Origin of the sequence: Paenibacillus sp. FSL W8-0187 (genome assembly GCF_037969755.1) — a bacterium.
Classification (GTDB): domain Bacteria; phylum Bacillota; class Bacilli; order Paenibacillales; family Paenibacillaceae; genus Paenibacillus_AQ.
This window is the reverse complement of the sequence record NZ_CP150206.1, coordinates 4,855,550-4,880,709: the sequence shown is the minus strand read 5'-3', so window position 1 is coordinate 4,880,709 and position 25,160 is coordinate 4,855,550. Positions and strand designations below refer to the sequence as shown.

Annotated in this window: 21 protein-coding genes; 19 read left to right on the top strand and 2 right to left on the bottom strand. The window is 48.4% G+C overall.

Annotation, left to right across the window (positions count from 1 at the left end):
• Position 1: 1 nt before the first annotated feature.
• Positions 2-1,612, bottom strand: a complete 1,611-nt coding sequence (locus tag MKY48_RS21885) for a YifB family Mg chelatase-like AAA ATPase (protein WP_339266253.1) — start codon at positions 1,610-1,612, stop codon at positions 2-4.
• Between the two features lie 374 nt (positions 1,613-1,986).
• Here MKY48_RS21885 and MKY48_RS21880 point away from each other — a divergent pair, with 374 nt between their 5' ends.
• The 3 genes from MKY48_RS21880 to MKY48_RS21870 all read left to right on the top strand — a co-directional run bounded on the left by MKY48_RS21880 (position 1,987) and on the right by MKY48_RS21870 (position 5,457).
• Positions 1,987-3,522, top strand: a complete 1,536-nt coding sequence (locus MKY48_RS21880) for an extracellular solute-binding protein (protein WP_339266251.1) — start codon at positions 1,987-1,989, stop codon at positions 3,520-3,522.
• A 141-nt stretch (positions 3,523-3,663) separates the two neighbouring features.
• Entirely contained in the window at positions 3,664-4,581 is a 918-nt protein-coding gene (locus MKY48_RS21875; RefSeq protein ID WP_339266249.1) for an ABC transporter permease subunit, read from the top strand.
• 12 nt (positions 4,582-4,593) lie between these two features.
• Positions 4,594-5,457: a carbohydrate ABC transporter permease gene (locus tag MKY48_RS21870; RefSeq protein WP_339266248.1), complete on the top strand. Its 864-nt coding sequence runs from the start codon at positions 4,594-4,596 to the stop codon at positions 5,455-5,457.
• 38 nt (positions 5,458-5,495) lie between these two features.
• Here the strand turns inward: MKY48_RS21870 and MKY48_RS21865 are convergent, their stop codons facing one another.
• Entirely contained in the window at positions 5,496-7,736 is a 2,241-nt protein-coding gene (locus tag MKY48_RS21865; protein WP_339266246.1) for an AraC family transcriptional regulator, read from the bottom strand.
• Positions 7,737-8,224: 488 nt separating this feature from the next.
• Between MKY48_RS21865 and sucC the strand changes: the two genes are divergently transcribed.
• The 16 genes from sucC (at position 8,225) to MKY48_RS21785 (ending at position 25,123) form a co-directional block, all read left to right on the top strand.
• On the top strand, positions 8,225-9,385 hold the full coding sequence (gene sucC, locus MKY48_RS21860) for an ADP-forming succinate--CoA ligase subunit beta (RefSeq protein ID WP_006211339.1): 1,161 nt from the start codon (positions 8,225-8,227) through the stop codon (positions 9,383-9,385).
• A gap of 96 nt (positions 9,386-9,481) precedes the next feature.
• Entirely contained in the window at positions 9,482-10,411 is a 930-nt protein-coding gene (gene sucD / locus MKY48_RS21855) for a succinate--CoA ligase subunit alpha (protein WP_071220478.1), read from the top strand.
• 131 nt (positions 10,412-10,542) lie between these two features.
• On the top strand, positions 10,543-11,718 hold the full coding sequence (dprA, locus tag MKY48_RS21850) for a DNA-processing protein DprA (protein WP_339266243.1): 1,176 nt from the start codon (positions 10,543-10,545) through the stop codon (positions 11,716-11,718).
• Positions 11,719-11,754: 36 nt separating this feature from the next.
• Positions 11,755-13,854, top strand: coding sequence for a type I DNA topoisomerase (gene topA / locus MKY48_RS21845; protein ID WP_076325000.1), 2,100 nt, complete (start codon positions 11,755-11,757; stop codon positions 13,852-13,854).
• Positions 13,855-13,875: 21 nt separating this feature from the next.
• The gene (trmFO, locus tag MKY48_RS21840; RefSeq protein WP_076324999.1) at positions 13,876-15,204 is read left to right on the top strand and encodes an FADH(2)-oxidizing methylenetetrahydrofolate--tRNA-(uracil(54)-C(5))-methyltransferase TrmFO; all 1,329 of its coding nucleotides are present in this window, start codon (positions 13,876-13,878) and stop codon (positions 15,202-15,204) included.
• Positions 15,205-15,233: 29 nt separating this feature from the next.
• Positions 15,234-15,776 carry an ATP-dependent protease subunit HslV gene (gene hslV / locus MKY48_RS21835; RefSeq protein WP_006211334.1) on the top strand — a complete coding sequence of 181 codons (543 nt, stop codon included), beginning with the start codon at positions 15,234-15,236 and terminating at the stop codon, positions 15,774-15,776.
• A 49-nt stretch (positions 15,777-15,825) separates the two neighbouring features.
• On the top strand, positions 15,826-17,232 hold the full coding sequence (gene hslU / locus MKY48_RS21830) for an ATP-dependent protease ATPase subunit HslU (RefSeq protein WP_076324998.1): 1,407 nt from the start codon (positions 15,826-15,828) through the stop codon (positions 17,230-17,232).
• A 457-nt stretch (positions 17,233-17,689) separates the two neighbouring features.
• A complete protein-coding gene (gene flgB, locus MKY48_RS21825) occupies positions 17,690-18,097 on the top strand; it encodes a flagellar basal body rod protein FlgB (RefSeq protein ID WP_076324997.1) in 408 nt (135 codons plus the stop codon).
• Positions 18,098-18,102: 5 nt separating this feature from the next.
• A complete protein-coding gene (gene flgC / locus MKY48_RS21820; protein WP_339266238.1) occupies positions 18,103-18,552 on the top strand; it encodes a flagellar basal body rod protein FlgC in 450 nt (149 codons plus the stop codon).
• 44 nt (positions 18,553-18,596) lie between these two features.
• The gene (gene fliE / locus MKY48_RS21815) at positions 18,597-18,905 is read left to right on the top strand and encodes a flagellar hook-basal body complex protein FliE (RefSeq protein WP_076324995.1); all 309 of its coding nucleotides are present in this window, start codon (positions 18,597-18,599) and stop codon (positions 18,903-18,905) included.
• Between the two features lie 34 nt (positions 18,906-18,939).
• On the top strand, positions 18,940-20,520 hold the full coding sequence (gene fliF, locus MKY48_RS21810; protein ID WP_339290841.1) for a flagellar basal-body MS-ring/collar protein FliF: 1,581 nt from the start codon (positions 18,940-18,942) through the stop codon (positions 20,518-20,520).
• 11 nt (positions 20,521-20,531) lie between these two features.
• On the top strand, positions 20,532-21,548 hold the full coding sequence (fliG, locus tag MKY48_RS21805; protein ID WP_071220479.1) for a flagellar motor switch protein FliG: 1,017 nt from the start codon (positions 20,532-20,534) through the stop codon (positions 21,546-21,548).
• The gene (locus MKY48_RS21800) at positions 21,541-22,395 is read left to right on the top strand and encodes a FliH/SctL family protein (protein WP_339266236.1); all 855 of its coding nucleotides are present in this window, start codon (positions 21,541-21,543) and stop codon (positions 22,393-22,395) included. Before fliG ends, MKY48_RS21800 begins: the two co-directional genes overlap by 8 nt.
• Complete coding sequence (fliI, locus tag MKY48_RS21795; protein WP_339266234.1) at positions 22,379-23,698, top strand: flagellar protein export ATPase FliI; 1,320 nt, start codon at positions 22,379-22,381, stop codon at positions 23,696-23,698. The genes MKY48_RS21800 and fliI overlap by 17 nt, the downstream gene beginning before the upstream one ends.
• Positions 23,699-23,707: 9 nt before the next feature.
• On the top strand, positions 23,708-24,151 hold the full coding sequence (gene fliJ, locus MKY48_RS21790; RefSeq protein ID WP_339266232.1) for a flagellar export protein FliJ: 444 nt from the start codon (positions 23,708-23,710) through the stop codon (positions 24,149-24,151).
• Positions 24,152-24,190: 39 nt separating this feature from the next.
• Complete coding sequence (locus MKY48_RS21785) at positions 24,191-25,123, top strand: kinesin (protein WP_339266230.1); 933 nt, start codon at positions 24,191-24,193, stop codon at positions 25,121-25,123.
• Positions 25,124-25,160: the final 37 nt, after the last annotated feature.

Genomic DNA, 25,160 nt, shown 5'->3' with positions numbered 1-25,160 from the left:
ATCAACGAGTTGTTTCTTCGGCAGTGATATATTGTCGATCCAGCTGACGGTATTGAATCGCTTCAGCGATATGTTGGCTTTGTATTGCATCGGATGCCTCCAGATCGGCAATGGTTCTGGCCAGCTTCAGGATTCGGTCATAAGCGCGCATGCTCAGGCCCAGCGTATCGATTGTCGCTTGCAGGAGCTCTGCCGAGTCCTTGTCCAGCACCGCATGTTTCCTCAGGAAGCTGCCGAACAGTTCGCTGTTCCAGCTGAACGGGAGCTGTTTATAGCGTTCCAATTGAATCGTTTGTGCCGCATAGACTTGATCCCGCATTTGCTCGGATGATATAGGTATTGCGCTTCCCGGCCATTCCTTAGGCCGAGGCACGTCTACTTGAAGGTCGATCCGATCCATCAAGGGCCCCGATATTCTAGCGCGGTATTGAGCGATTCGGGTAACGCTGCACGTGCAGCGTTGATGGGGGTGATCACTGCCGTAATAACCGCACGGACAGGGATTCATCGAACAAGCGAGCATGAAGTGCGCAGGGAAGGTAAATACCGCTCGTGCCCGGCTGATGGTTACTTCGCGATCCTCCAGGGGCTGTCGCAGCACCTCCAGCACATGCCTCGAGAACTCGGGAAGCTCATCCAGGAAGAGAATGCCTTTATGGGCCAGACTGACTTCCCCCGGCTTCGGAATGGTGCCGCCTCCGATGAGCCCGCCAGCCGAGATGGTATGGTGAGGGGACCGAAAGGGGCGTCTTGTCATCAACCCGTCGGATGGCTTTAGCTTTCCGGCAGCGCTGAAGATTTTCGTTGTAGTCAACGCTTCTTGGTCCGCCAGCGGCGGCAGTATGGTGGGGAGGCGTTTCATGAGCATCGTTTTTCCAGTACCCGGGGGCCCAATGAGCAGAATATTGTGCATGCCTGCGGCAGCAATGGTCAAGGCACGTTTGATATGCTGCTGACCGATCACATCTCGATAGTCTTCAAGCTGCTTGCCCCGTAGGCTGTCCACTTGAGTTCCGCTTTGAGTCGTCGACCGATCATATCTGAGCATTGACAGCGAAACGGTAAAGCTTGTAGTTCCCCCAGTTTCACTACGATGGATGTTTTCATCGGGTCCTTCCTGAACAAGCTCCTTTAAATGCTGAAGCCCATAGACCTCGATTCCCCCGATCAATGCAGCTTCCGGAGCATTTTCGCGCGGGAGAATAACCCCGGCATACCCTTCCTTTTTCGCTTGCTCTACCATCGGCAATACCCCTGTGATGGGCCTAAGTGTACCATCCAGTGCAAGTTCGCCCAGGATCAACATTTGCCCGGCATTCGAAAAGGTCCATTGCTCGCTTGTTAGCAATATGCCGACGGCGATCGCCAGATCGAAGGAAGAGCCCTCTTTGCGCAGATCTGCCGGTGCAAGATTGACGGTTATCCGTTTTAAGGGATAGGTAAAACCGCAGTTTTTAATCGATGCCCGAACCCGCTCAATAGATTCGCGAATGGAGGAATCAGGCAGACCGATGATAGAAGTTTGGGGCAGCCCGTTCGCCAGGTCCACCTCCACCTGGATGACAACGCCGTCAATGCCGTGCAAGCAAGCGCTATGAAGTTTTCCGTACATAAATGAAAGCACCTCATTTCTGATATCAGTGGATTGAATCGTAATAGAACATCCAAGATTCGAAAAGGGTGCTTCCTCATTTTCGTTGGGTGACTCTAGTCCGTATTGTAAAATTTCCCTTCCCGACTGTCAATTCGCACTATGCAAGAAACTCCATTCAATAGGCAAGGGCCCATCCATGGTGCGGGATCTGAGCGGTGAATGTACCGTAGTTCAGAAAGTTGCCACTTTTTCAGAATCGTAGCTACAGGCAATAACGGGAAGGAATGTCAATAGTCAACGCACGGGTTCGCAAGTAGAATCAAAATCATAAACGACATGCTGCCTTAAGAGCGGCTGGCGTTACATCATCATACATAAGGGAGAGGGCTCGTGTGAAAATTTGGAACCGAAAGCTCGGGTTGCTGGCATTAGCTGCCATTATAACCGGCACGTTATTGAGCGGATGCTCAAAAGAAAACGCGGTAAAGGAGGAGAATCATGAAAACGTCGCCTTAGGTAAGGAAGTCACACTAGAGATGATGACTTTCTCTCATACGAACTGGCCGTATAAGGAAAATTGGCCGATTTATAAGTACTTGAAAGAAGAAACCGGCATCTCCTTCAAGGTACAACCTGTGATGAGTGATTACACCACAACGATGAACCTGGCGATATCCTCGGGCGAGATACCGGATCTTATGATGGTCAACAGCCTGAATGCCGCCAACACGCACGGGGTAAGCGGAGCGTTTGTCGACTATTTCGAGCACTTGGACCAGATGCCGAACTACAGGAAGTTTCTCGAGGACCATCCGGAAGTAAAGGCAGCTATTCTGTCTCCCGAGGGGAAGAACTATTTTATGCCGTTGTATGGACTTGAGCAGCAATCCAGGCGGTCATGGCTTTACCGGGACGACGTATTCGAGAAACACAATCTGACGCCGCCGACCACCTACGACGAATTGTACACGGTTGCGAAAAGATTGAAGGAAATATATCCGGACAGCTTTCCGATTGCCGTGTTTAACGGTTTGAGTCCTCTGGTTAATATGGCACCGGCGTTTAACACCAATAGCAGCTATTATTACGATGATGAGAAGGACGAATGGCGCTACGGCCCGACAGAGGACAATTACAAGAAAATGGTTGAGTACATGAATAAGTTTTATGCGGAAGGATTGGTAGCACCTGACTTTATGGCGCATAAACGCAAGCAATTTAACGATCTGCTGCTTCAGAACAAATCGTTTATCGCCAGCGACTATATCGGCATCATGGATGAACTTCCGTTAATGCTTGGGGATAAGGCATCCGAGTTCAGTCTCGATTATATGGTTCCTCCTGTTGGAACTCCGGATGGCAAGTCCCACAATGTATTCGCCGGATTGCAGTCCGACGGCTTTGCGGTGGCGGCAAATTCCAAGGAGCGGGATCGGCTTCTTCAGTACCTCGATTTCTTGTTCTCCCCCGAAGGAATTGAATTGGCAACTTGGGGTAGGGAAGGGGAGACATTCACAACCGAGAACGGGGCTCGCAAATTCAACGTGGATTACAAAGAGTTCGGCGACTTGAGAACCAAGACGGGCATCGCAACAATCGGGGCACATACGGTATTGGATATGACGGCTTACGAGTCCATGTATTCTCCAAAAATGCGGGAAGCGATGAAAATCGCGCCTGACCATGAAACGAAGCCGCAGCCAAGGCTCGCCTATACAAATGAAGAAAATGAAGTGCTGAGCATGGTCGGCGAAACCGTGAAAAAGTTCCATGAGGAGCAGATTGCCAAGTTCATTCTAGGACAGAAACCGATGGATGATTGGGATGCTTACGTGAACGAAGTGAACAAGCTTGGCGTGCAGCAGGTGCTGGATGTTCATAGGAGCGCTTATGAGCGGACGCAAAAGTTCCTAAACGAAGCCAAGTAAAAATTATACCTGCACGGATGTTGCCAGATGAGCGCACTGCTTTCCTTTCCCGGACCGGCTTTCGGAAGTATAGGCTGGTCCCGGTCCTTATGGGAAGGGGCCTGTAGGTCAGTTTTGATTTCGCTAAGGAGGGTACGTTTTTTGCAAGAACAGAATTCGAGTTTCTTGACGAAAGTGAAGCGGGACAAATACCTGCTGCTGCTTCTTCTTCCCTGTGCTCTGTATTACATCATTTTTAAGTATGTTCCCATATTCGGCATTTCGATCGCCTTTATGGACTACAACTTATTTAAGGGGATCACGGAGAGCGACTGGGTGGGGTTCAAATATTTCAGCATGTTTTTTAATACGCCTGACTTCTGGCCTGTTCTCAGAAATACATTTCTATTAGGGTTATATAAGCTGATTTTCGGTTTTCCGGCTCCTATTATTCTTGCGTTACTCATCAATGAGGTGAGCAAATCCTTTTTGAAGCGGTTTGTCCAGACGGTCAGTTATCTTCCGCATTTCATATCCAACGTGGTTGTAGCAGGAATCGCGGTCATGTTTCTGTCCCCGACAGGTGGAGTGGTCAACCAGTTGCTCAGCGCAATTGGAGTCGACCGGATCAACTTTCTGGTTGAGGCCTCCTGGTTTAGATCGATTTATGTAACGACTGACGTATGGCAGCATATTGGATGGGGCACCATCATCTATTTGGCTGCTTTGACGGCAATCGATCCGCAATTATATGAGGCGGCACGGATGGATGGGGCTAATCGGTGGAAGCAGACGCTGAACATTACACTTCCCGGCATCGCGCCGGCGATCGTGATTATCTTGATACTTGATATCGGAAAAATACTGGAGATCGGCTTTGAGAAAGTATACCTGCTCTCGACTCCGGCCACTTATGAGACAGCCGATATTATATCCACCTATGTGTACAGGGTCGGATTAACGCAAGGCAATTACAGTTATGCCACGGCAATTGATCTGTTTACCGGCATCATCAGCTTTATCTTCATTGTCGCGGCCAATTCGTTCAGCCGACGAGTCAGCGGAAGCAGCATCTGGTAAAGGAGGAACGTGATGAAACCCAAATGGAACTGGTTTGACGCGCTCAATGCCTTGATTTTGTCCGGGATTGTGATGGCGTGTCTATACCCGTTTGTTTATATGCTGGCCGTGTCCCTCAGTGATTCCGCATCCATCGCCTCCGGGGAAGTATGGCTATGGCCGAGGGGCTTCAACCTGGATATGTATCAGTATGTGTTCGAAGACGGACGGGTGCTGAAAGGATATAAGAACACGTTGATTTATGTGATTTCAGGAACTGCCATTTCTATGATTGTAACGGCACTTGGGGCTTATGCGCTGTCCAAGACCAAGATGGTCATGGGCAAACCGATCTTGATGCTAATCGTCTTTACGATGTTTTTTAACGGTGGGATGATTCCAACGTTTCTGGTCGTGAAGGAGCTTGGCTTTGTCAATACGATATGGGGGATGGTGCTGCCCGGAGCGGTAGGCACCTGGAATCTGCTCATCATGCGAACTTTCTTCATGGGTATGCCTCAAGAGCTAGAGGAATCCGGAAAAATAGACGGGTTGTCCGAAATCGGAATCTTCTTCCGGATTGTGCTCCCGCTCTCCAAGCCGGTGCTGGCTACCATCGGATTGTATTATGCCGTCGGGATGTGGAATAATTTCATGGGACCGCTGCTGTATCTGCGGGATGCTGATATGCAGCCGCTCCAGGTGATTTTAAGAAACATCGTGCTGTCGGGGCAATTGACGGGAACGGATGGTCCGGTTGTAGGCGATATCGTGGTGGTGGAGGATGGCTTGAAATTCGCTACCATTATGGTGTCCACCTTGCCGATCCTGCTTGTCTATCCGTTTATACAGAAGTATTTTGTAAAAGGGGCTTTGATTGGCTCAGTAAAAGGTTAAAGGTTGCAGGTTAAAGCGGCCGGCCGCTCACCTGTGTGTTATCGGATCCAGTAGGTTTTCCGGTAATCACCTGGTGTTTGGCCGGTTACTTTTTTGAACATGCGGATAAAGGAAGTGACATTGCGGTAGCCGATCCGGTTGCCTACTTCCTGAATCGGCATATTTGTTGTCTGCAGTAGTTCTTTCGCTTTTGTTATTCGAATCGCATTCAATTGGTCGCTGAAGTTGTTCCCCGTTTTCTCTTTAATATACCCTGACAGATAAGTAGGCGACATGTTGAGTTTAGAAGCAAGCTGTTCGAGCGATATTTCTTCAGCGTAATGCGACTCCAGATAATGAAAGACATATTGAATGATATCGTAATGTTCCTCTCGTTTCAGACGGATCGCATGGGCTGCATGGGCGAGCTCGTCGAGAAGGATGTCGCGGTATTGCTCAGGGGTCACGCTGTATGCAAGCTTTTCTGCGTAGTCCGGAAGTGCGTCGATATTGATTTTCAGCAGTTCTACTGTCCTTCTCATGCGGACCGAGACCGATTTGGCAAAGTGGCTTAGTTGATCGGCCGTGGCCTCTTGCCGCTGCAATCGATCCAGGGCGCGCTCAATAAGCGATTGGCAGCTGCTCTCGTTGCCGGCCTGTAAATTCACGTAAAACTCGTGCTCTTGCTCGGCAGTGAATCCTGTTACATCTTCACGGCGTTCCTTCTCCCAGATGATCTGGGTTTCCTCAATCGGCATGGCTTGTTGCAGGAGCGACATGGCTTCTGCATAAGCCCGGTCAAAATCAGAGGTTTGCTGGAACACGGACGAAACCGCAATATTCACGAGATAAGTGCTTTGATCTTGATCAAAAATCTGTTTGAGCTGACTCAGACACTGCTGCAGCATATCAGATTTTTCTTGAGTATACACAATGGACAAGATTTGCTTGCCCTCCATCTGAAGGGTGTGGGATAGGGGAAACGATTCTTGTATTTGCAGCGTGATCATATCTTTGATCTTGCCGGTTGCTCTTGTCATTAAGGCATCAAGCTGACGCGAAGGGACGTGCCGGTACCTCAACTGATAAACGATAACCATGAATGCACCCTCGCTGACCCAAAGCTCTTTGGCAGCGGCGGTATCAAGTGCAAAGTTTTTGAAATGGGCCAAATAATGGTAGCTGGTTAAGAGCGGTTTGGTATGGTCCATCCATTCCTTGATGCTCTTTCGTTCATGCTGCAAACCCTTCAGGTGGTTGGAAATGGCGCTGAATTCGGCAATGCTCCCTTGATATAGCTCCATCTCCGCCTGGCCCAGTCCTGTAACCATTCTCTTGAGCGGCCGATTGATTTTGCGGGAAAATACCCAAGATGCCAGAATCCCGATGAGCAGGGTAGCTGCAAATAACAGCACGGCAATCCAGTTCATGCGGCTGATGCTTTGGTTGAGTTCGTTATGCGGGATAATGGAGACGTAGGTGAGGCCGGAGCGGGTGCCCTTTTCGAAAAAGTAATAAGATCCCTTCTCCATCATCCATTCCGATTGGCCGTCCCATTCCGGCAGTGGCTGGGTGTTCACATCCGGGGCTGATTCGAACAGAATTTCTCCCTCCGAGTCCATCAGCAGAAAACGGGAACCGGTCATTCCTTTATAGGATTCATACCAGCTTTTCATATTTACGAGAGCTATGATCTTCCAGGGACTGCTCTGTACGTTTGTAATTAGAGGCATCAGCTGTAACTCGCTCTTCTCTGTCCCGATGGAGAAAGTGCTGCTGGGGAGCATATGCAGAAAACCGGTTGCGTGATCTCTCCGTTTCCAGAACTCGTATGGATAGGAGTCGCTTATGTAGTAATGCTTAAACATGCGGTCATCGTCAACGATGCCATCCCGTTCAAGCAGGAAGGAATAATTTTGGTAGTAGATCATGACATTGTTCAAGTGATAGTAGGGCTGGCTTACCAAGGTCCGGATCTGATCCATCACCATATCCACCTGCAGATAATTGATGCCCTTCTTTCCGCCGGAATCGGCCTGCCTGCTGATATTGCCGACAAATTCATCGTGCTGAAGGTTGAGGAGGAGATTCTTCCAAGTGGAGTATTGTTTCTCAAATTGATCTACGGTATTTCGAATCAGGGTCAGATTATATTTGACAATTTCATTGTTTACATTACGGGAGTAGAATGTCATCGACCATAGGTTGTAGGAGGAGAGCAGGAAAATCACGATGAGAAAATACACCAGCATTTTGACAAATAATGAATGCAGTGGAAAAAATGACTTCAACCAACTCATGCTGAATCTCCTTATGAATGCGTTCACTAATCTTTCAATCATTCTAACGGATAGCGGAAAAAGGATAAAGAGTTTTATTTTGCGTCACAGTTTAACTTAAATGAAAAGGGATTTAATGGTATAATAGTAATCGATATACTAATTATTTCGGATAGGAGAGGGAAGCGTGATGACCATATTATGGGGAAATATTATGATTATGCTAGCAGGATTGTTAGGTATTGCCGTTGTCGCATTGGGGATCATTGGATTGATACACTTTGCACGGAAAAACAAATGATTTTTACATATTTCTCCAATTTATATCTGGAAGGAATCATACCCATGCCAAATAGAGTGGATAAACTGTGAACTTTTTAAGGTAAGCGTTTTAAAAACATGTTACAATAGCTTGGGTTTAATATATAAAGGTTGACAGGGTAATCTTTCATAGATTAGTTCCGTGTTAGCCAGCCTTGTTCCAGTCATGTTGATAGGAGGATTCGAGAATGAATATCCATGAATATCAAGGAAAACAAGTACTGAAGCAATATGGAGTAGCTGTTCCGAACGGCAAGGTAGCGTTTACGGTAGAAGAAGCAGTTGAAGCTGCACAATCTTTGGGCAGTCCCGTAACCGTTGTCAAAGCACAGATTCACGCAGGCGGTCGGGGTAAAGCCGGCGGCGTTAAAGTGGCGAAGAACCTGGATGAGGTTCGTGCTTATGCTGAAGAAATTCTGGGCAAGGTGTTGGTGACTCACCAAACAGGTCCGGAAGGCAAGGAAGTCAAGCGTCTCCTCATTGAAGAGGGCTGCGATATTCGCAAAGAGTATTATATCGGTGTGGTCGTTGACCGTGCTACCGGTCGTGTCGTTTTGATGGCGTCCGAAGAAGGCGGTACCGAGATTGAAGAAGTTGCAGCAGCAACTCCTGAGAAGATTTTTAAAGAGGTTGTAGATCCAGCGATCGGACTTCAAACATTCCAAGCGCGGAAATTAGCGTATTCCATTAATATTCCGAATGAACTGGTAGGTAAAGCCGTTCAGTTCATGCTGGCCTTGTATAAGGCATTTGTAGAGAAGGATTGCTCTATCGCTGAAATCAATCCGCTAGTCGTAACTGGTGACGGAAACGTCATGGCTCTCGATGCCAAACTCAATTTCGATTCCAATGCGTTGTTCCGTCATAAAGACATCCTTGAGCTGCGCGACCTGGACGAAGAAGATGAGAAGGAAATCGAAGCATCCAAATACGATTTGAGTTACATAGCTCTCGATGGCAACATCGGCTGTATGGTTAACGGCGCAGGTCTTGCCATGGCTACGATGGACATCATCAAGTATTATGGCGGCGACCCTGCTAACTTCCTTGATGTTGGGGGCGGTGCAACAACGGAGAAGGTAACGGAAGCCTTCAAGATTATTTTGTCCGATCCTCAAGTAAAAGGAATTTTTGTCAACATTTTCGGCGGTATTATGCGTTGCGACGTTATCGCTACCGGTGTTGTCGAAGCTGCAAAACAGCTGGGCTTAACTCGTCCGCTTGTTGTACGCTTGGAAGGAACGAACGTAGACCTCGGCAAGCAGATTCTGGCTGAGTCCGGTCTTAATATCGTACCTGCTGATTCCATGGCCGACGGAGCACAGAAGATCGTCTCCCTCGTTCAGTAATATTTCATTCCTGAAGGGGCATGGCACGATGGGCTCTTTAGCCCTGCCGTGCGGTTGCTTTCATTTTCAAATAACAATAGGGGATGTGAATCAATCGTGAGTATTTTGATCGATAAAAATACAAAAGTTATCACGCAAGGGATTACAGGTAAAACAGCCCTTTTCCATGCAAAAGGGGCCCTGGATTACGGTACACAGATGGTCGGGGGAACTTCACCCGGCAAAGGTGGAACCGAAGTTGAAATTACGCTTGAGAACGGCGAAACCGTCAAATTGCCGGTTTACAACACCGTTGAGGAAGCCAAAGCCAAAACAGGCGCAACCGCTAGCGTAATTTATGTGCCTCCGGCTTTTGCAGCCGATTCCATTCTGGAAGCTGTTGATGCCGAGATGGATCTGGTTATTTGTATTACGGAAGGCATTCCGGTGCTGGATATGGTAAAAGTATCCCGCTATATGGAAGGCAAGAAAACTCGTCTGATCGGTCCTAACTGTCCTGGTGTCATTACACCGGGTGAATGCAAAATCGGCATCATGCCTGGCTACATCCATACGCCAGGACACGTCGGCGTTGTATCGCGCAGTGGTACCCTGACATATGAAGCCGTTCATCAGCTGACAGCTCGCGGCATCGGACAATCCTCCGCCGTAGGGATTGGCGGCGACCCGGTTAAAGGGACGGAGTTTATCGATGTATTGAGACTCTTTAATGAAGATCCTAACACCAAAGCGGTTATTATGATCGGTGAGATCGGCGGTACCGCAGAGGAAGAAGCGGCTGAATGGATCAAAGCGAACATGACTAAACCAGTGGTAGGCTTCATTGGCGGCGCGACGGCGCCTCCAGGAAAACGTATGGGCCACGCAGGCGCGATTATTTCTGGCGGCAAAGGAACAGCCAAGGAGAAAATCTCTGTACTTGAAGCTTGCGGTATCAAGGTAGCTCCTACACCTGCTGAAATGGGCTCAACCCTGGTTAGCGTGCTTGAGGAGAAAGGTCTTTTGGAGTCTTGCACGACTCACTAGAACTAGATTCTTATGCAATCCTAGGCTAAGCCTATGGTTATAATTTAAGGTAAGCAACCTTTTATTTCCTGAATAGGAAATGAAGGGTTGCTTTTTTGCTTTTGATTTTATATTTTAAGGAGGTCCCGTTTATGAAGCTGGATAGCTTACTGCTCATCGCATTGCATGAAAGCGAAGGTATCGGATGGAAGACCATTAATCGAATCATATTGAACGGTGAACTGCATCAGGGGCTGCTGTCATATGATGCAAATGATTGGAGAGCCTGTGGTTTATCTGTCGAAAAAGCGAATAAACTGGCCAAAGATTTTTCTTCCGTTGTCGAAAGAAAGCAGATTGATCTTTCGAGTGCGGATGATGTCGGGTTTGGACAACATGAAGCCGGGGTATGGAATTTGACAAACCGTTCAAAAATACGTACTATAACAGCCCTCGATGATATCTACCCGGACATGTTAAAATCTTCACCACAGGCACCCTGGGTATTGTATTGCATAGGCGATCCTCATCTGCTGTCGAGGCCGGGGATTGCGATGGTAGGTACAAGAATGCCTACTGCATATGGGCGCAAGATTGCAACGATGCTATCCGAGGAGTTGGCAGGGGCAGGGTTCATGGTTGTCAGCGGCATGGCCAGAGGCATTGATAGCGTAGTCCATGATACGGCTTTGCGAAGCGGGGGACCGACAGTAGCGGTTCTCGGAGCCGGCATTGACGTGATATATCCACCGGAGAACCGATCGCTGTATGAAGAAATCGCGGCAAAGGGACTTATCATTTCCGAATACCCGCCTGGCACCAAGGTGCTCCCGGGATTCTTCCCGCAGCGAAACCGGATTATTGCGGGACTCACGCTAGGTACCGTGGTGGTAGAGGCGGATGCCCGCAGCGGATCGTTGATTACGGCGGATTTAGCCCTGGAGGCAGGAAGGGACGTGTTCTCCGTTCCGGGACCTCTCACTTCACCCAAGAGTAGAGGGACCTTGGATTTGATCAAGCAAGGGGCCAAGATGGTCACGCAAGCTAGTGATATAATAGAAGAATATGATTCCTGGTTGCCAAAAGTGGCTTCGGATACATACAATAAGGAGCGGCGGGCCCCTCGTCAGGAGTATCCGGATGAACTAGCCGGGTTGACAAATGACGAACGACAAATATACCATATGCTCGAACAGGGTCCCGGGTCGCTGGATGAGATGATCGAGCGCACCCGGTGGGATTTTGGACATTTGCATTCAGTTCTGTTATCTTTAATCATAAAAAAGCAGATTACCCAATTACCCGGTGCTATATATAAGATCATTTAATGGGAAAGTTTGAATGTTGGAGAGGAGGATGAACCTGTGGCGGATTCACTCGTCATCGTAGAGTCGCCTGCTAAGGCGAAAACGATTGGCAAATATCTCGGCAGCAAGTATATCGTGAAGGCTTCGATGGGTCATGTTCGCGATTTGCCGAAGAGCCAGATCGGGGTTGAAGTGGAAAACGACTTCAATCCGAAATACATTACGATCCGCGGAAAAGGTTCTGTCTTAAAGGAACTTAAGGATGCTAGCAAAAAGGTGAAAAAAGTGTACCTCGCAGCTGACCCCGATCGCGAAGGGGAAGCCATTGCATGGCATCTTGCGCATGCATTGGAGCTGGATGATACTCAAAGCCTGCGGGTTGTATTTAATGAAATAACGAAAACGGCCGTGAAGGACGCCTTCAAGACGCCGCGCAAAATTAACATGGATTTGGTTAACGCGCAGCAGGCAAGACGTATCCTCGACCGTTTGGTTGGTTATAAGATCAGCCCTATTCTATGGAAGAAAGTAAAAAAGGGACTCTCTGCCGGCCGCGTTCAATCCGTAGCCGTCAAAATCATTCTCGACCGTGAGAATGAGATAAGCGCTTTCGTTCCGGAAGAATATTGGACCATTACGGCTAAGCTGGCCATTAAAGGATCCGCATTCGAAGCCAAATTCACCCAGCTTAACGGCGCGAAGAAGGAGCTGACCAATGAACAGGAAGTCAATGAAATTCTCGAAGCGATTCGGGATGCTTCCTTCCAAGTCGGCGAAGTAAAAGAACGCGAACGTCAGCGCCACCCGTCTCCACCGTTTACGACGAGTTCCTTGCAGCAGGAAGCTGCACGTAAACTTGGTTTCCGGGCTGCCAAGACCATGTCCGTTGCCCAGCAGTTATACGAGGGCGTCGAGCTTGGCAAGGAAGGCACCGTCGGTTTGATTACCTATATGCGTACGGATTCCACGCGCATTTCAGGCACGGCTCAAGAAGAAGCGAAAGAATACATCACCGAGAAGTATGGTGATCCGTTCGTTCCGGAGAGCCCGAGACAATACTCGAAAAAAGCGGCCAACGCTCAGGACGCGCATGAAGCGATTCGACCTACATCGGTGCTGCGGGATCCTGAATCCGTGAAGCCGTTCATGAGTCGTGATCAGCTTCGCCTGTATAAACTGGTTTGGGAGCGATTTGTGGCGAGTCAGATGTCATCTGCTGTGCTGGATACGCTTTCTGTGGATATTACCGCGGGCAAGACCGTTTTCCGCGCAACGGGTTCGAAGGTTCGTTTCCCTGGTTTCATGAAGGTCTACGTTGAAGGCAACGACGACGGGACGACAGAGGAAGATAAATACCTGCCAGAGCTTCATAGTGGCGACATTCTGGAGAAGCAGGATATTGAGCCGAAACAGCACTTCACTCAGCCGCCTCCGCGTTATACAGAAGCACGTCTTGTCCGAACGCTGGAGGAGCTTGGTATAGGGCGTCCTAGTACGTATGCCCCGACGCTGGAAACGATCCAGAAGAGAGGCTACGTTGCCATCGAAGAGAAAAAATTCATGCCAACCGAGCTCGGTGAACTTGTCATCGAACAGATGGAGCAGTTCTTCCCGGAAATTCTCAATGTGGAGTTTACGGCGAACATGGAAGAAGACCTCGACCATGTGGAGGAGGGCTCCGAAGATTGGGTCAAAGTATTGGCAGAGTTCTATGAATCCTTTGAAAAGCGGCTTGAAGTAGCAGAGGAAGAAATGAAGGAAATCGAAATCGAAGATGAGGTTTCCGATGAGATCTGCGAAAAATGCGGTAAGCCATTGGTGTATAAGCTGGGCAGGTTTGGTAAGTTTCTTGCATGCTCAGGCTTCCCGGATTGCCGGAATACCAAGCCGATCGTGAAAGATATCGGCGTGGCGTGCCCGAAATGCAAGGAAGGTCATGTCGTGGAACGCCGGAGCAAGAAGGGGCGCGTCTTCTTTGGGTGTGATCGTTATCCCGAATGTGATTTTGTATCATGGGATAAACCGTCAACGAAGCCATGTCCGAATTGCAGTAGTTTGATGGTAGAGAAGAAAAGCAAGCAAGGCATCAAGCTTCAATGTACTTCTTGTGATTATTCCGAAATGGTCGAGGAACAGGACGATGCAGCAGATTTGTAAGGCATACAGGGGGGAATGACTTTGACAGATTCACAGAGGGTTACGGTTATCGGTGCAGGGCTTGCAGGCAGTGAAGCTGCTTGGCAGATCGCTAGCCGCGGCGTACCCGTTACATTATATGAGATGCGGCCGGTCGTGAAGACGCCGGCTCATCATACGGACAAGTTCGCTGAGCTTGTATGCAGTAATTCGCTTCGCGCGAACGGTTTAACCAACGCAGTCGGGGTATTGAAGGAAGAAATGCGGATGCTGAACTCGCTTGTCATCGGTTCGGCAGACCGCAATTCCGTCCCGGCTGGCGGCGCATTGGCTGTTGACCGTGACGGTTTTTCGGGAGAAATTACGGAAACCCTGCATCAGCATCCTTTAATTGAGGTTGTAAATGAAGAAATTCAGCATATACCTGAAGAAGGCATCGTTGTTATTGCCACAGGGCCTCTGACTTCGCCCGCATTGTCATCACAGATTCGTGAGCTGATGGGTGAGGACTATTTCTATTTTTACGATGCGGCTGCTCCGATCGTGGAAAAGGATTCCATCGATATGAGCAAGGTCTATCTGGCATCCCGTTACGATAAAGGCGAAGCGGCATATCTGAATTGTCCCATGACGGAAGAGGAGTTTGACGCTTTCTATGACGCTCTTATCAATGCCGAAGTCGCTCAATTGAAAGAGTTTGAGAAGGAGATTTATTTCGAAGGCTGTATGCCGATCGAGATTATGATGAAGCGTGGTAAACAAACGGCCTTGTTTGGCCCCATGAAACCTGTTGGATTGGTGAACCCGCATACAGGCAAGCTGCCACACGCTGTGGTGCAGCTCCGTCAGGATAATGCGGCAGGTACTCTCTACAACCTTGTCGGTTTCCAGACTCATTTGAAGTGGGGCGAACAGAAGCGGATCATTTCCATGATTCCGGGACTCGAGAACGCCGAAATTGTGCGTTACGGCGTTATGCACCGCAATACGTTTGTTAATTCGCCTAGACTGCTGGAACAAACCTATCAGGTGAAAACACGGCCTAATCTGTATCTGGCGGGACAAATGACAGGTGTTGAAGGATATGTTGAATCGGCGGCATCCGGATTGATTGCTGGAATCAATGCAGCAAGAGCAGCTCAGGGGCAGGAGGGGATTGTATTCCCTCAGGAATCAACCATCGGAAGTATGGCCTACTACATCACCCATGCAGATCCCGATAACTTCCAGCCGATGAATGCGAACTTCGGTCTTCTTCCGAGTCTCGAGAAGCGCATTCGCAACAAAAAGGAAAAAAACGAAGCGCTTGCGAGCCGAGCTCTTGACGGAGTACGAATATTTATTAATGCTAACGAACTAAATACAATCTAATCTTATTTTCTTAGGGAGGTCTTGCCATCATGGAAATGACTTTTCACGCCACGACGATTTGCGCAGTACGGCATAATGGCACAGCAGCTATTGCCGGCGATGGCCAAGTTACATTTGGTGAAAGTGTAGTCATGAAGCAGACCGCCAAGAAAGTGCGCCGTCTTTACCGGGGACAAGTTGTCGCCGGTTTTGCCGGTTCTGTGGCGGATGCAATTACGTTATTTGAGAAATTCGAAGGCAAGCTGGAAGAGCACCATGGAAACCTGCAGCGTGCCGCTGTTGAGCTCGCGAAGGACTGGCGTCAAGACCGTGTGCTTCGCAAACTTGAGGCTTTGATGATTGTTATGGATAAAACAGGAATGCTCCTGATTTCAGGCGGCGGCGAAATCATCGAGCCCGATGATGATGTGCTGGCCATAGGGTCAGGCGGCAATTTTGCCTTGTCGGCAGGTCGGGCGCTTAAGCGACATGCCGGACATATGGAAGCAAAGGATATAGCCAGAGAGGCGCTTCAGATCGCTTCTGAGGTGTGTGTCTATACCAACAGCAACATTATTGTCGAAGAGCTGTAAGGATGCCATACAGTAACATATAGCCATATCAGGGGTGGAGGTATTCGCGATGAGTAAAGAATCGATGACGCCAAGACAGATTGTATCCGAGCTGGATAAATACATCGTAGGGCAGAAGGACGCTAAAAAATCGGTCGCTGTAGCCCTTCGGAACCGCTATCGCCGGAGTTTGCTTACAGATGACGAGCGGGATGAAATCGTACCGAAGAACATTCTGATGATCGGTCCTACCGGCGTCGGCAAAACGGAGATTGCAAGAAGGCTTGCCAAGCTGGTCCATGCACCGTTCGTCAAGGTCGAGGCGACAAAGTTTACCGAGGTTGGTTATGTTGGGCGTGATGTGGAATCCATGGTACGTGATCTTGTGGAAACCGCGATCCGGATGGTGAAGCTGGAACGTACCGAGAAGGTAAAGGACAAAGCCGAGGAAATGGCGAACGAGCGGATCGTTCAGCTGTTGGCACCTTCAACCAAAGGACAGAAAAGTCAGCGCAATCCCTTTGAGATGCTGTTTGGCGGTGCCAATAACGATACCCAGGCCGAAGATGAGGATGCGGACGATAAGGACGTTAGTCTCAAAGAGAAACGGAGACAAGTTCGTTTTAACCTGCTGTCCGGCAAGCTTGAAGATGAAACGATTGAGATTGATGTCGAGGATGCTGCTCCGAACATGTTTGATATGTTTGCGGGGCAGGGCAATGATCAGATGGGGATGAACATGCAGGAAATGTTCGGTAATCTGATGCCAAAGCGCACAAAGCGCCGCAAGCTGTCCGTCAAGGAAGCCAGGAAAGTGCTGACGCAAGAGGAAGCTGGCAAGCTTATCGATATGGATGATGTCATTCAGGAGTCTATTCGTCGGGCAGAGCAATCCGGTATTATCTTTATCGACGAGATCGACAAGGTTGCCAGCCAGGGCCGTCAATCAGGTCCAGATGTGTCCAGAGAAGGTGTGCAGCGCGATATTTTGCCTATCGTGGAAGGCTCCACGATTATGACGAAATACGGGCCGGTAAAAACGGACTTTGTCCTCTTTATCGCTGCCGGTGCTTTTCATATTGCGAAGCCATCGGATTTGATACCCGAGCTTCAGGGGCGTTTTCCGATTCGGGTGGAGCTCAGCAGCTTGTCACTCGACGATTTTGTATCCATTTTGACCGAGCCGAAAAATGCACTAACCAAGCAATACGTCAATCTGCTGCGTACTGAAGATCTTGAGGTTGAGTTTTCCCCAGAAGCAATACGGGAGATCGCCCAAATCGCGGCTTCGGTTAACCAGAACACGGAGAATATAGGCGCGCGGAGGCTTCATACGATATTGGAGAAGCTCCTCGAAGACCTGTCATTTGAAGCGCCTGAGTTGACGCTGGACCGCATGGTGATCACGCCGCAGTATGTCCGGGAGAAACTTGCCGGCATCGCCCAGGACCGGGATCTGAGCCAGTATATTCTGTAGTTGCATGCATATAGGTCTATCTTCCGGGTATGCGAAAGGAAATAATTGTCGATATTCATCATGACCCTACTAGCAAGTTGTCGAAGCGCTTTCGCATGTTGGAAGGGATCGGGACGGATTTCGTAATTTTTTGTGAATTTTATGGGTCGTAGCAGGACCTACCCTTCGGGAAAAATCGCTTAAATTTTACAGATTTAGTGGTACGATTTGCAATAATATAGAAAAAAACCGGATAAAAATGAACACAAAGCCCTTCTTTTTGGTAAAAGATAGGGCTTTTTTCTTATTGTAAAAAGTCCCAATCTTTAAGAAACTTAGTTTATGTGACATCATGTTGTCTTTTTCTACTTAAGACCTAGGTTAGTTCATACGGATTATATGATTTGTCGAAAAAAGAGGATTTAGCTAGGAAGAGTGGAATACCTTTCTGCAAAGTCCAGTCAGGAGGAATGAGCTAGTGAACCTGTTGAATAATAGTTCTTTTCAACGGCTTCAAAGCGGGTTGGATGCAGCAAATCTCAGAAACAATGTGATTGCAAACAACATCGCCAACGTGGATACTCCTCATTTTAAGAGATCCGAGGTATCCTTTGAGAGTCTTCTGAAAAAAGAAATGGATGGGGCCCAATTGTCACTTCAGGGCAGAAGAACAGATCCCAGGCATTTTGTCATTGGTCCAACCGGGGGGATTCCTGATGCTTCGGTCATGAAGGATGGCAGCAGCTCCATGAATAACAACCAGAATAATGTCGATGCAGACAGAGAAATGTCGCTGCTTGCAGAGAATCAGCTCCGTTATAATTCATACATACAAGCTGTAAATGAGCAGATTCGAATGATGCGTACAGCTATTGAAGGGAGATAGGGTTCATGAATATTAGCAATAGTTTCGGTATTAATGCATCAGCTCTAACAGCACAACGGCTTCGAATGGATGTCATCTCCTCCAACATAGCCAATGCAGAAACTACACGCGCACGAATCGAGAATGGCCAAGCCGTTCCGTATCGCCGAAAAACAGTTGTGTTCCAGCCGCAGCAGGAATCGTTTGAAGGGCTTCTTAGAGCACAGATGGATGGACAGAATGTGGGACAAGGGGTAAAGGTTGCCCAGGTACGGGAAGATCAAACCCCGCTGAAACAGGTATATAACCCTACACATCCTGATGCGAATGCGGCAGGCTATGTCTTTATGCCTAACGTGGACATTACGAAGGAAATGGTGGATATGCTAGCAGCTACACGTTCTTACGAAGCTAACGTTACTGCGATAAATGCTTCGAAAGCGATGATTATGAAGGCATTGGAGATCGGTAGATAACAAGTGAAAATACATAAGCCCATATTGTAGGAGGAGAGAAAGAGATGATTCAAAATGCAATGTTCAGTGTTCAGGGCGTACAGCCGCTTCAACTGCAGGAGCAAGTGAAAAATGGAGCGACTCCTTCCGAATCGATTCGCGATTTTGGCTCTTACCTGAATGAAGCACTGAACTCTGTGGCAGCACAGGAACAAAATGCTCATGTCATGAGCGATAAATTAATGATTGGACAAGTAAACGTAGATCAGGCGATGATATCCGCCCAACAGGCTCTGTTGAGCATTCAGCTCACAACACAGGTCCGAAACAAAGTGGTAGAAGCCTATCAAGAGATCATGCGCACGCAAATCTAAATGTTTCTAGCAAAGTTTCGGATGGGGTGACAATGTGAACGAGAGAATTACCCAATATAGGGAGAGAATGACCCAGTATTGGAACCAATTCAGCAACAAACAAAAAATAATGTTAATCGCTACAATAGCATTTGTTTTGATTGCTCTAATCGTACTAACGATGCAGTTCTCTAAGACGAAGTACGAAGTAGCATTCCGGGATCTAAATTCCAGCGATGCCGCAGGAATCATCAGCCACCTGGAGACTCAAGGGATTTCCTACAAGCTGAGCGAGGATGGCAGAAGCATCCTGGTTCCGAGTACGAGCGCAGCTAAAGTCCAGATTGATGTAGGGTCTCAAGGACTTGTACAGAATGGTACGATCGGATTCGAAACCTTCGAGAAGAACGCATCGGCCATCGGGATGACAGATAACGAATTCGAAGTGAAATATGTAAATGCACTGAATGGCGAAGTAGAACGACTGCTTGAGAAAATGCAGGGCGTCCAAGATGCAACGGTATTATTAAATCTGCCAAAAGAAAGTGTATTTGCCAAGAACGGAAACGAAGATCAAGCCAGCGCTTCCGTAGTTGTGCAATTCAAACCGGGCTATCGTCCTAATCAAGAAGTCATTGACGGGTACTACAACCTGGTGAAGACAGCCATTCCAAACTTGCCGGTTGAGAACATTACAATCACCAATGACGAAGTCGAGCTGCTCGCAACAGCTAAAGGCGGTCAAGGTGGATTGATGGGCAAGGTGGAAGAAAACTTCGCGCTTCAGAAAAAATTCGAAAGCGATGTTAGGCAAAATGTTCAGCAGTTTCTCTCGCAATACATGGGATCGAATAAAGTTAATGTTCTGGTTGCCTCGAAACTGAACTTTGATCAGGTGCAGAGCAAAGAAAACATCGTAACCCCTGTTGATGAAGAAGAAATGAAGGGGATTGAGCTCAGTGTTCAGGAGATCCAGAAGAACTATTCGGGAACCAGTAGTCCAACCGGCGGAGTGGCCGGTGTAGGCGAAGAAGCTGTTCCGGGATATCCTAGCGATTCTGGAAGTGGAGAAACGAACTCGGAAGAGCTCTCCAAAACCGTTAACTATGAAGTTAACCGGATTACGAAGGATATCATAGCAAGTCCATATACTGTTAAAGATTTAACCATTAATGTCTCGGTTGAACCACCTGCCGGACAACAAACTTTGGATGATGCAACAAGAACGGCAATACAGAACATTCTGGTTAATATTGTACGAGCGTCGCTCTCGGATACAGACTCTACTTATACAGACGCTGATTTGTCCAAAAAAGTTTCAGTTATTTCACAGGTATTTAATGTAAATGCGGATGAAAATCCGAAAACCGTTCTTTCAAAACCTGTATTATGGGGGATTGGTATCGCTGCGTTAGCGTTAATTGCTGGAGGAACCTATTTCATCATCCGCAGACGCAGACAGCAGCAGGAAGAATTTGAAGACGACATTCAGCTTCCGCCAGTTACGGAATTCCCATCGATTAATCTCGAAAGTATAACCAATGAAAGCCAGGTTCGTAAGCAGCTCGAAACCTTGGCGAAGAAGAAGCCAGATGAATTCGTGAATTTACTTCGCACATGGCTAGCTGAGGAATAGAGGTGGAAGCATTGGCTAAGGGAAATAACCAAATGTTAAGCGGACGTCAAAAAGCGGCTATACTGCTCATTACACTTGGCCCGGAAGTGTCCGCTCAAATATTTAAGCATCTTCGAGATGAAGAGATTGAACAATTAACGCTGGAGATTGCGAATGTTCGCAAAGTCGACAGTGATGAGAAAGATAGCATTATTCAGGAATTCCATCAAATTTGTCTAGCCCAGGAATACATCTCGCAAGGCGGTATTAATTACGCTAAAGAGATTTTGGAGAAGGCACTTGGACAGCAAAAAGCGATGGAAGTGATCAACAGACTGACAGCAACGCTTCAAGTAAGACCGTTTGATTTTGCCCGCAAAGCGGACCCAAGCCAAATCCTGAACTTTATACAGAACGAAAATGCACAGACCATTGCACTCGTCTTGTCCTATCTTCAATACGAGCAGGCATCCGCGATCCTATCTTCGCTTCCGCAAGAGAAGCAGGCCGAAGTAGCGCGTAGGGTTGCAGTCATGGACAGTACTTCACCAGAAGTCATTGCTCAGGTGGAACGCGTGCTGGAACAGAAGCTGTCGGCGACGGTTACGCAGGATTACACCAGTGCGGGTGGCATTGAATCCATCGTTCAAATTTTGAACGGCGTTGACCGAGGAACGGAACGAACAATCCTCGACTCCCTGGAAATCCAGGATCCTGAGCTCGCAGAAGAAATCAAGAAGCGGATGTTCGTATTCGAAGATATCGTCAACGTGGACAACCGTTCGATACAGCGTATTATCCGCGATGTCGAGAACGCCGATTTACAACTTGCACTCAAGGTGGCAAGCGAAGAAGTACGGGATGTCATTTTCCGCAACATGTCCAAGCGTATGGCCGAAACCTTCCGCGAAGAAATGGAATACATGGGACCGGTGCGGCTGCGTGATGTAGAGGAAGCTCAGACGCGGATTGTAAGCACGATCCGAAGACTCGAAGAAGCGGGCGAGGTCATTATTGCTCGCGGCGGAGGAGATGACATCATTGTCTAACTTGATCAAATCGTCCCACTATAAACCGATGGATGTGTTGAAAGAGTTGGATCTTGCTCGTCGTTACGCGTCACCAACCCAGGAAACGGTCGAGGAGTATACTCCCCCGACTGCCGAGCCGGCTGTTGTACTGACACTGGCTGAAGCTGAACGCTTAAAGCATGAGATGCTGAAGGATGCTCAAGAGTTTGCCGAAAGGCAAATCCGTGAGGCTTCGGAAGAGGCGGAGCGGCTGTTGAGTGAAGCGCAGCAGCAGATTGAAGCGTGGTGGAGCGAAAGAAGGCTTCAGGACGAGGATTTGTCTGAGACGCTGAAAATGGAAGGATTTAACCAAGGATACGCCGAGGGCTCAGCCAAGGCAGAACTTGAGATGAAGGAACTGATGGAGCAAGCGACTTTACAAGCGAGTGAATTGCTTCAGCTCGCCCATCAAGCTAAGGATGATTTAATTCAGGAAGCGGAGCCGTTCTTGGTGGAGCTCAGCTGCAGCATAGCGGAAAAAGTACTGGATCGTCAGCTTGCGATTGAACCTGATTTCACGCTGGAGTTGATTCGAAAGAACCTGGCACGCAAGCGGGAAAAAGGAGTCATCTCCCTTTGCGTAGCTCCTGAGCAATTCGAATTTGTATACGCGGCACGGGAAGAGCTCGGATTATCGATCGATTCTCAGGCAGAACTTCAAATTTTGCCGGATTCCACGGTTAAAGATCGCGGGTGCGTGATCAGGTCTTCCTTCGGAAGCGTGGATGCCCGCATCGATACACAGCTAGCCGAGATCAAAAAAGAACTCGTGCGGTTCGCTCTTGATGATGAGGAACGGAGAAATCAAGATGAAGAAGCTGAATAGTGCGCGTTATATGGATTATCTGAAACATCTGGACCCCGTTCGCATCAACGGCAAAGTTACGCAGGTTATCGGGCTGATGGTGGAGTCCGAAGGTCCGGATGCAAGCATCGGCGATGTTTGTTACATCTATCCCACGAAGCAATCCAAGCCGCTCAAAGCGGAGGTTGTGGGTTTTAGAGACAACAAAGTGTTGCTGATGCCTCTCGGCGAGCTTCACTCTATTGGTCCCGGCTGTGATGTAGTCGGTACCGGCAAACCCCTGAGCGTGCAGGTAGGTTCGGAACTGCTGGGCAAAGTGCTCGACGGATTGGGACAACCACTGGACGGATCTATCATTCCGGCGCGTATGCCGCATTATTCAACCCATAATGTCCCCCAGAACCCGCTCAATAGGCCGAGGGTTCAGGAGCCGATCAGCATCGGCGTCCGCGCGATTGACGGATTGTTATCTATCGGCAAAGGCCAACGGGTCGGCATATTCGCCGGATCCGGGGTCGGGAAGAGTACCTTGATGGGAATGATCGCCCGAAATACTTCTGCCGATGTCAATGTCATTGCCTTGATCGGGGAACGTGGACGCGAGGTGCTGGACTTCATTGAACGGGACTTGGGTCCCGAAGGGTTAAAGCGGTCCGTCGTGATTGTAGCGACCTCGGATCAACCGGCACTCATCCGTATTAAGGGGGCCTTGATCGCTACAACGATCGCTGAATATTTCCGGGATCGCGGCCTGAATGTGATGCTGATGATGGATTCCGTTACCCGCTATGCGATGGCGCAGCGTGAAGTAGGCCTTGCTGTAGGAGAACCGCCGGCCATGCGTGGTTATACTCCGTCTGTTTTTGCAAGTCTGCCGAAGCTTCTGGAACGCGCAGGCACAGGGCCAACGGGCTCGATTACCGCTTTTTACACGGTGCTGGTAGACGGTGATGACATGAACGAACCGATCGCGGATGCGGTCAGGGGGATCCTCGATGGTCATATCGTTTTAAACCGGAATATAGCGAACAAAGGGCATTTCCCGGCTATCGATGTGCTGGCTAGCATTAGCCGAGTCATGAAAGATATTTCGCCGGAGGAACAAATCGATGCTTCCGAGAACGTAAAGCGGCTGATGGCGATATACAAAGACTCGGAGGATTTGATCAATATTGGGGCATATCAACAGGGCTCGAATGCTGATATCGATGAATCGATTGAATATATCAGCCAAATATGGGATTTCACGAAGCAAAAAGTGAATGAGAAGACAACATTGAATGAGGTTCAGGAACGTTTGATTTCCGAGTTTTCAAGGAGATGACTTTGAAGAATGAAATTTCATTATGCATTCCAGAAAATCGTAGACCTGAAAAGCAACGAGAAAACGCAAGCCGAATGGATGCTGTCAAGTGCCATCGGGAAGCTGCAGGCAGAAGAGAAAAGTCTGAATGAGCTGTATGAGATGCGGGATCAAATGTATCGTGCTCAGCAGGAGGTGGCATCGCGATGCGTGCCGGTTGCTGAGATCCGAAACATTCAGGTATATGCAGAGTACTTGGAAGAATGCATTGAGCGGAAACGGGATGACATACGAATCGCTCATGTCAATGTAACGAAGAAACAAAAGGCATTGTCTGATAAGATGCTTGACGAAAAAGTGTGGTTAAAGGCAAGAGATAAATCCCAAGAAAAGTTCCGGCATGAAAGTCTCCTTCGGGAACAAAACGAGCTGGACGAAATGGCGACGGTACGTTTTGCGATCAAAGCCCGATAAGGTTTGCAAACACCGAAGGGTTATGACCGCGAAGGAGGAATGAGAGTGGCACGAAAAGACATGCCGCTTGATAAGGAAGAATCAGGCGGAGGATTTGAACGGATACTGTTGATTTTGGTACCTGCTATATTCACGATTGTTCTGCTCGGGGCGCTTGCCGTATTTTTTAGAGCCGATGTTCGGGATGGACTAATCGATGTAGCTAATAAAATTCCGGTTATCAAGAACTGGGTCCCGGATCCGGTGCTGACCCCGGAAGAGCAGAAACTCAAAGAAGCGAAGCAGCAGGAAGAAAGCGCGGAAGCAACGATTGTTGAACTCAAGAAGCAGCTTGCCGAACGCGAAGAAACATTAAATGAAGTATCAGAGCAAAAGGCAGCACAGGAAAACAAGGTGAAAGAGCTGGAAACCCAGATTGATTCGATGCAGAGCACACCGACAAGCGGTGAGACAGAAGAGGAAGACGCGTATACCAAGCAGATTCGTGAACTGTCCAAGCTCTACGCCGACATGAGTCCAAGCAAAGCCGCACCGATTATGCAAAACCTTACGCAGGAAGAAATGGTGCTTATGCTTAGCCAGATGAAGAGCAGCAACCGGGTTGCCATTCTGCAGAAAATGGATCCGAAAACGGCAGCGGATGCAACCATGATGCTTAAAGATGCTGAGACTTCTGAAGATTTGGCCATCGCGGCTTTGCAATCCAGACTCAAGAAGAACGAAACGGAGGCAGCGCAGAAGAAGTCATCCGACAATCTGGATAAAAACCAGTTGAATCAGACCTTTGCCGGAATGACACCCGCCAACGCTGCCGAACTGCTGATGCAAACGTACAAGATCAGTCCCGCTAAGACCATGACCATTTTAAATACAGTGGATGATGCTACTCGTTCACGGATTTTAAATGCGATGTCCTCGAAAGATGCGGAGCTGGCAGCAAAGATATTGAATCGCCTGATGGGCTCTAAATAAGCTCTGAAATGAATCTCCATCCCCAGGAAAGGAGGTG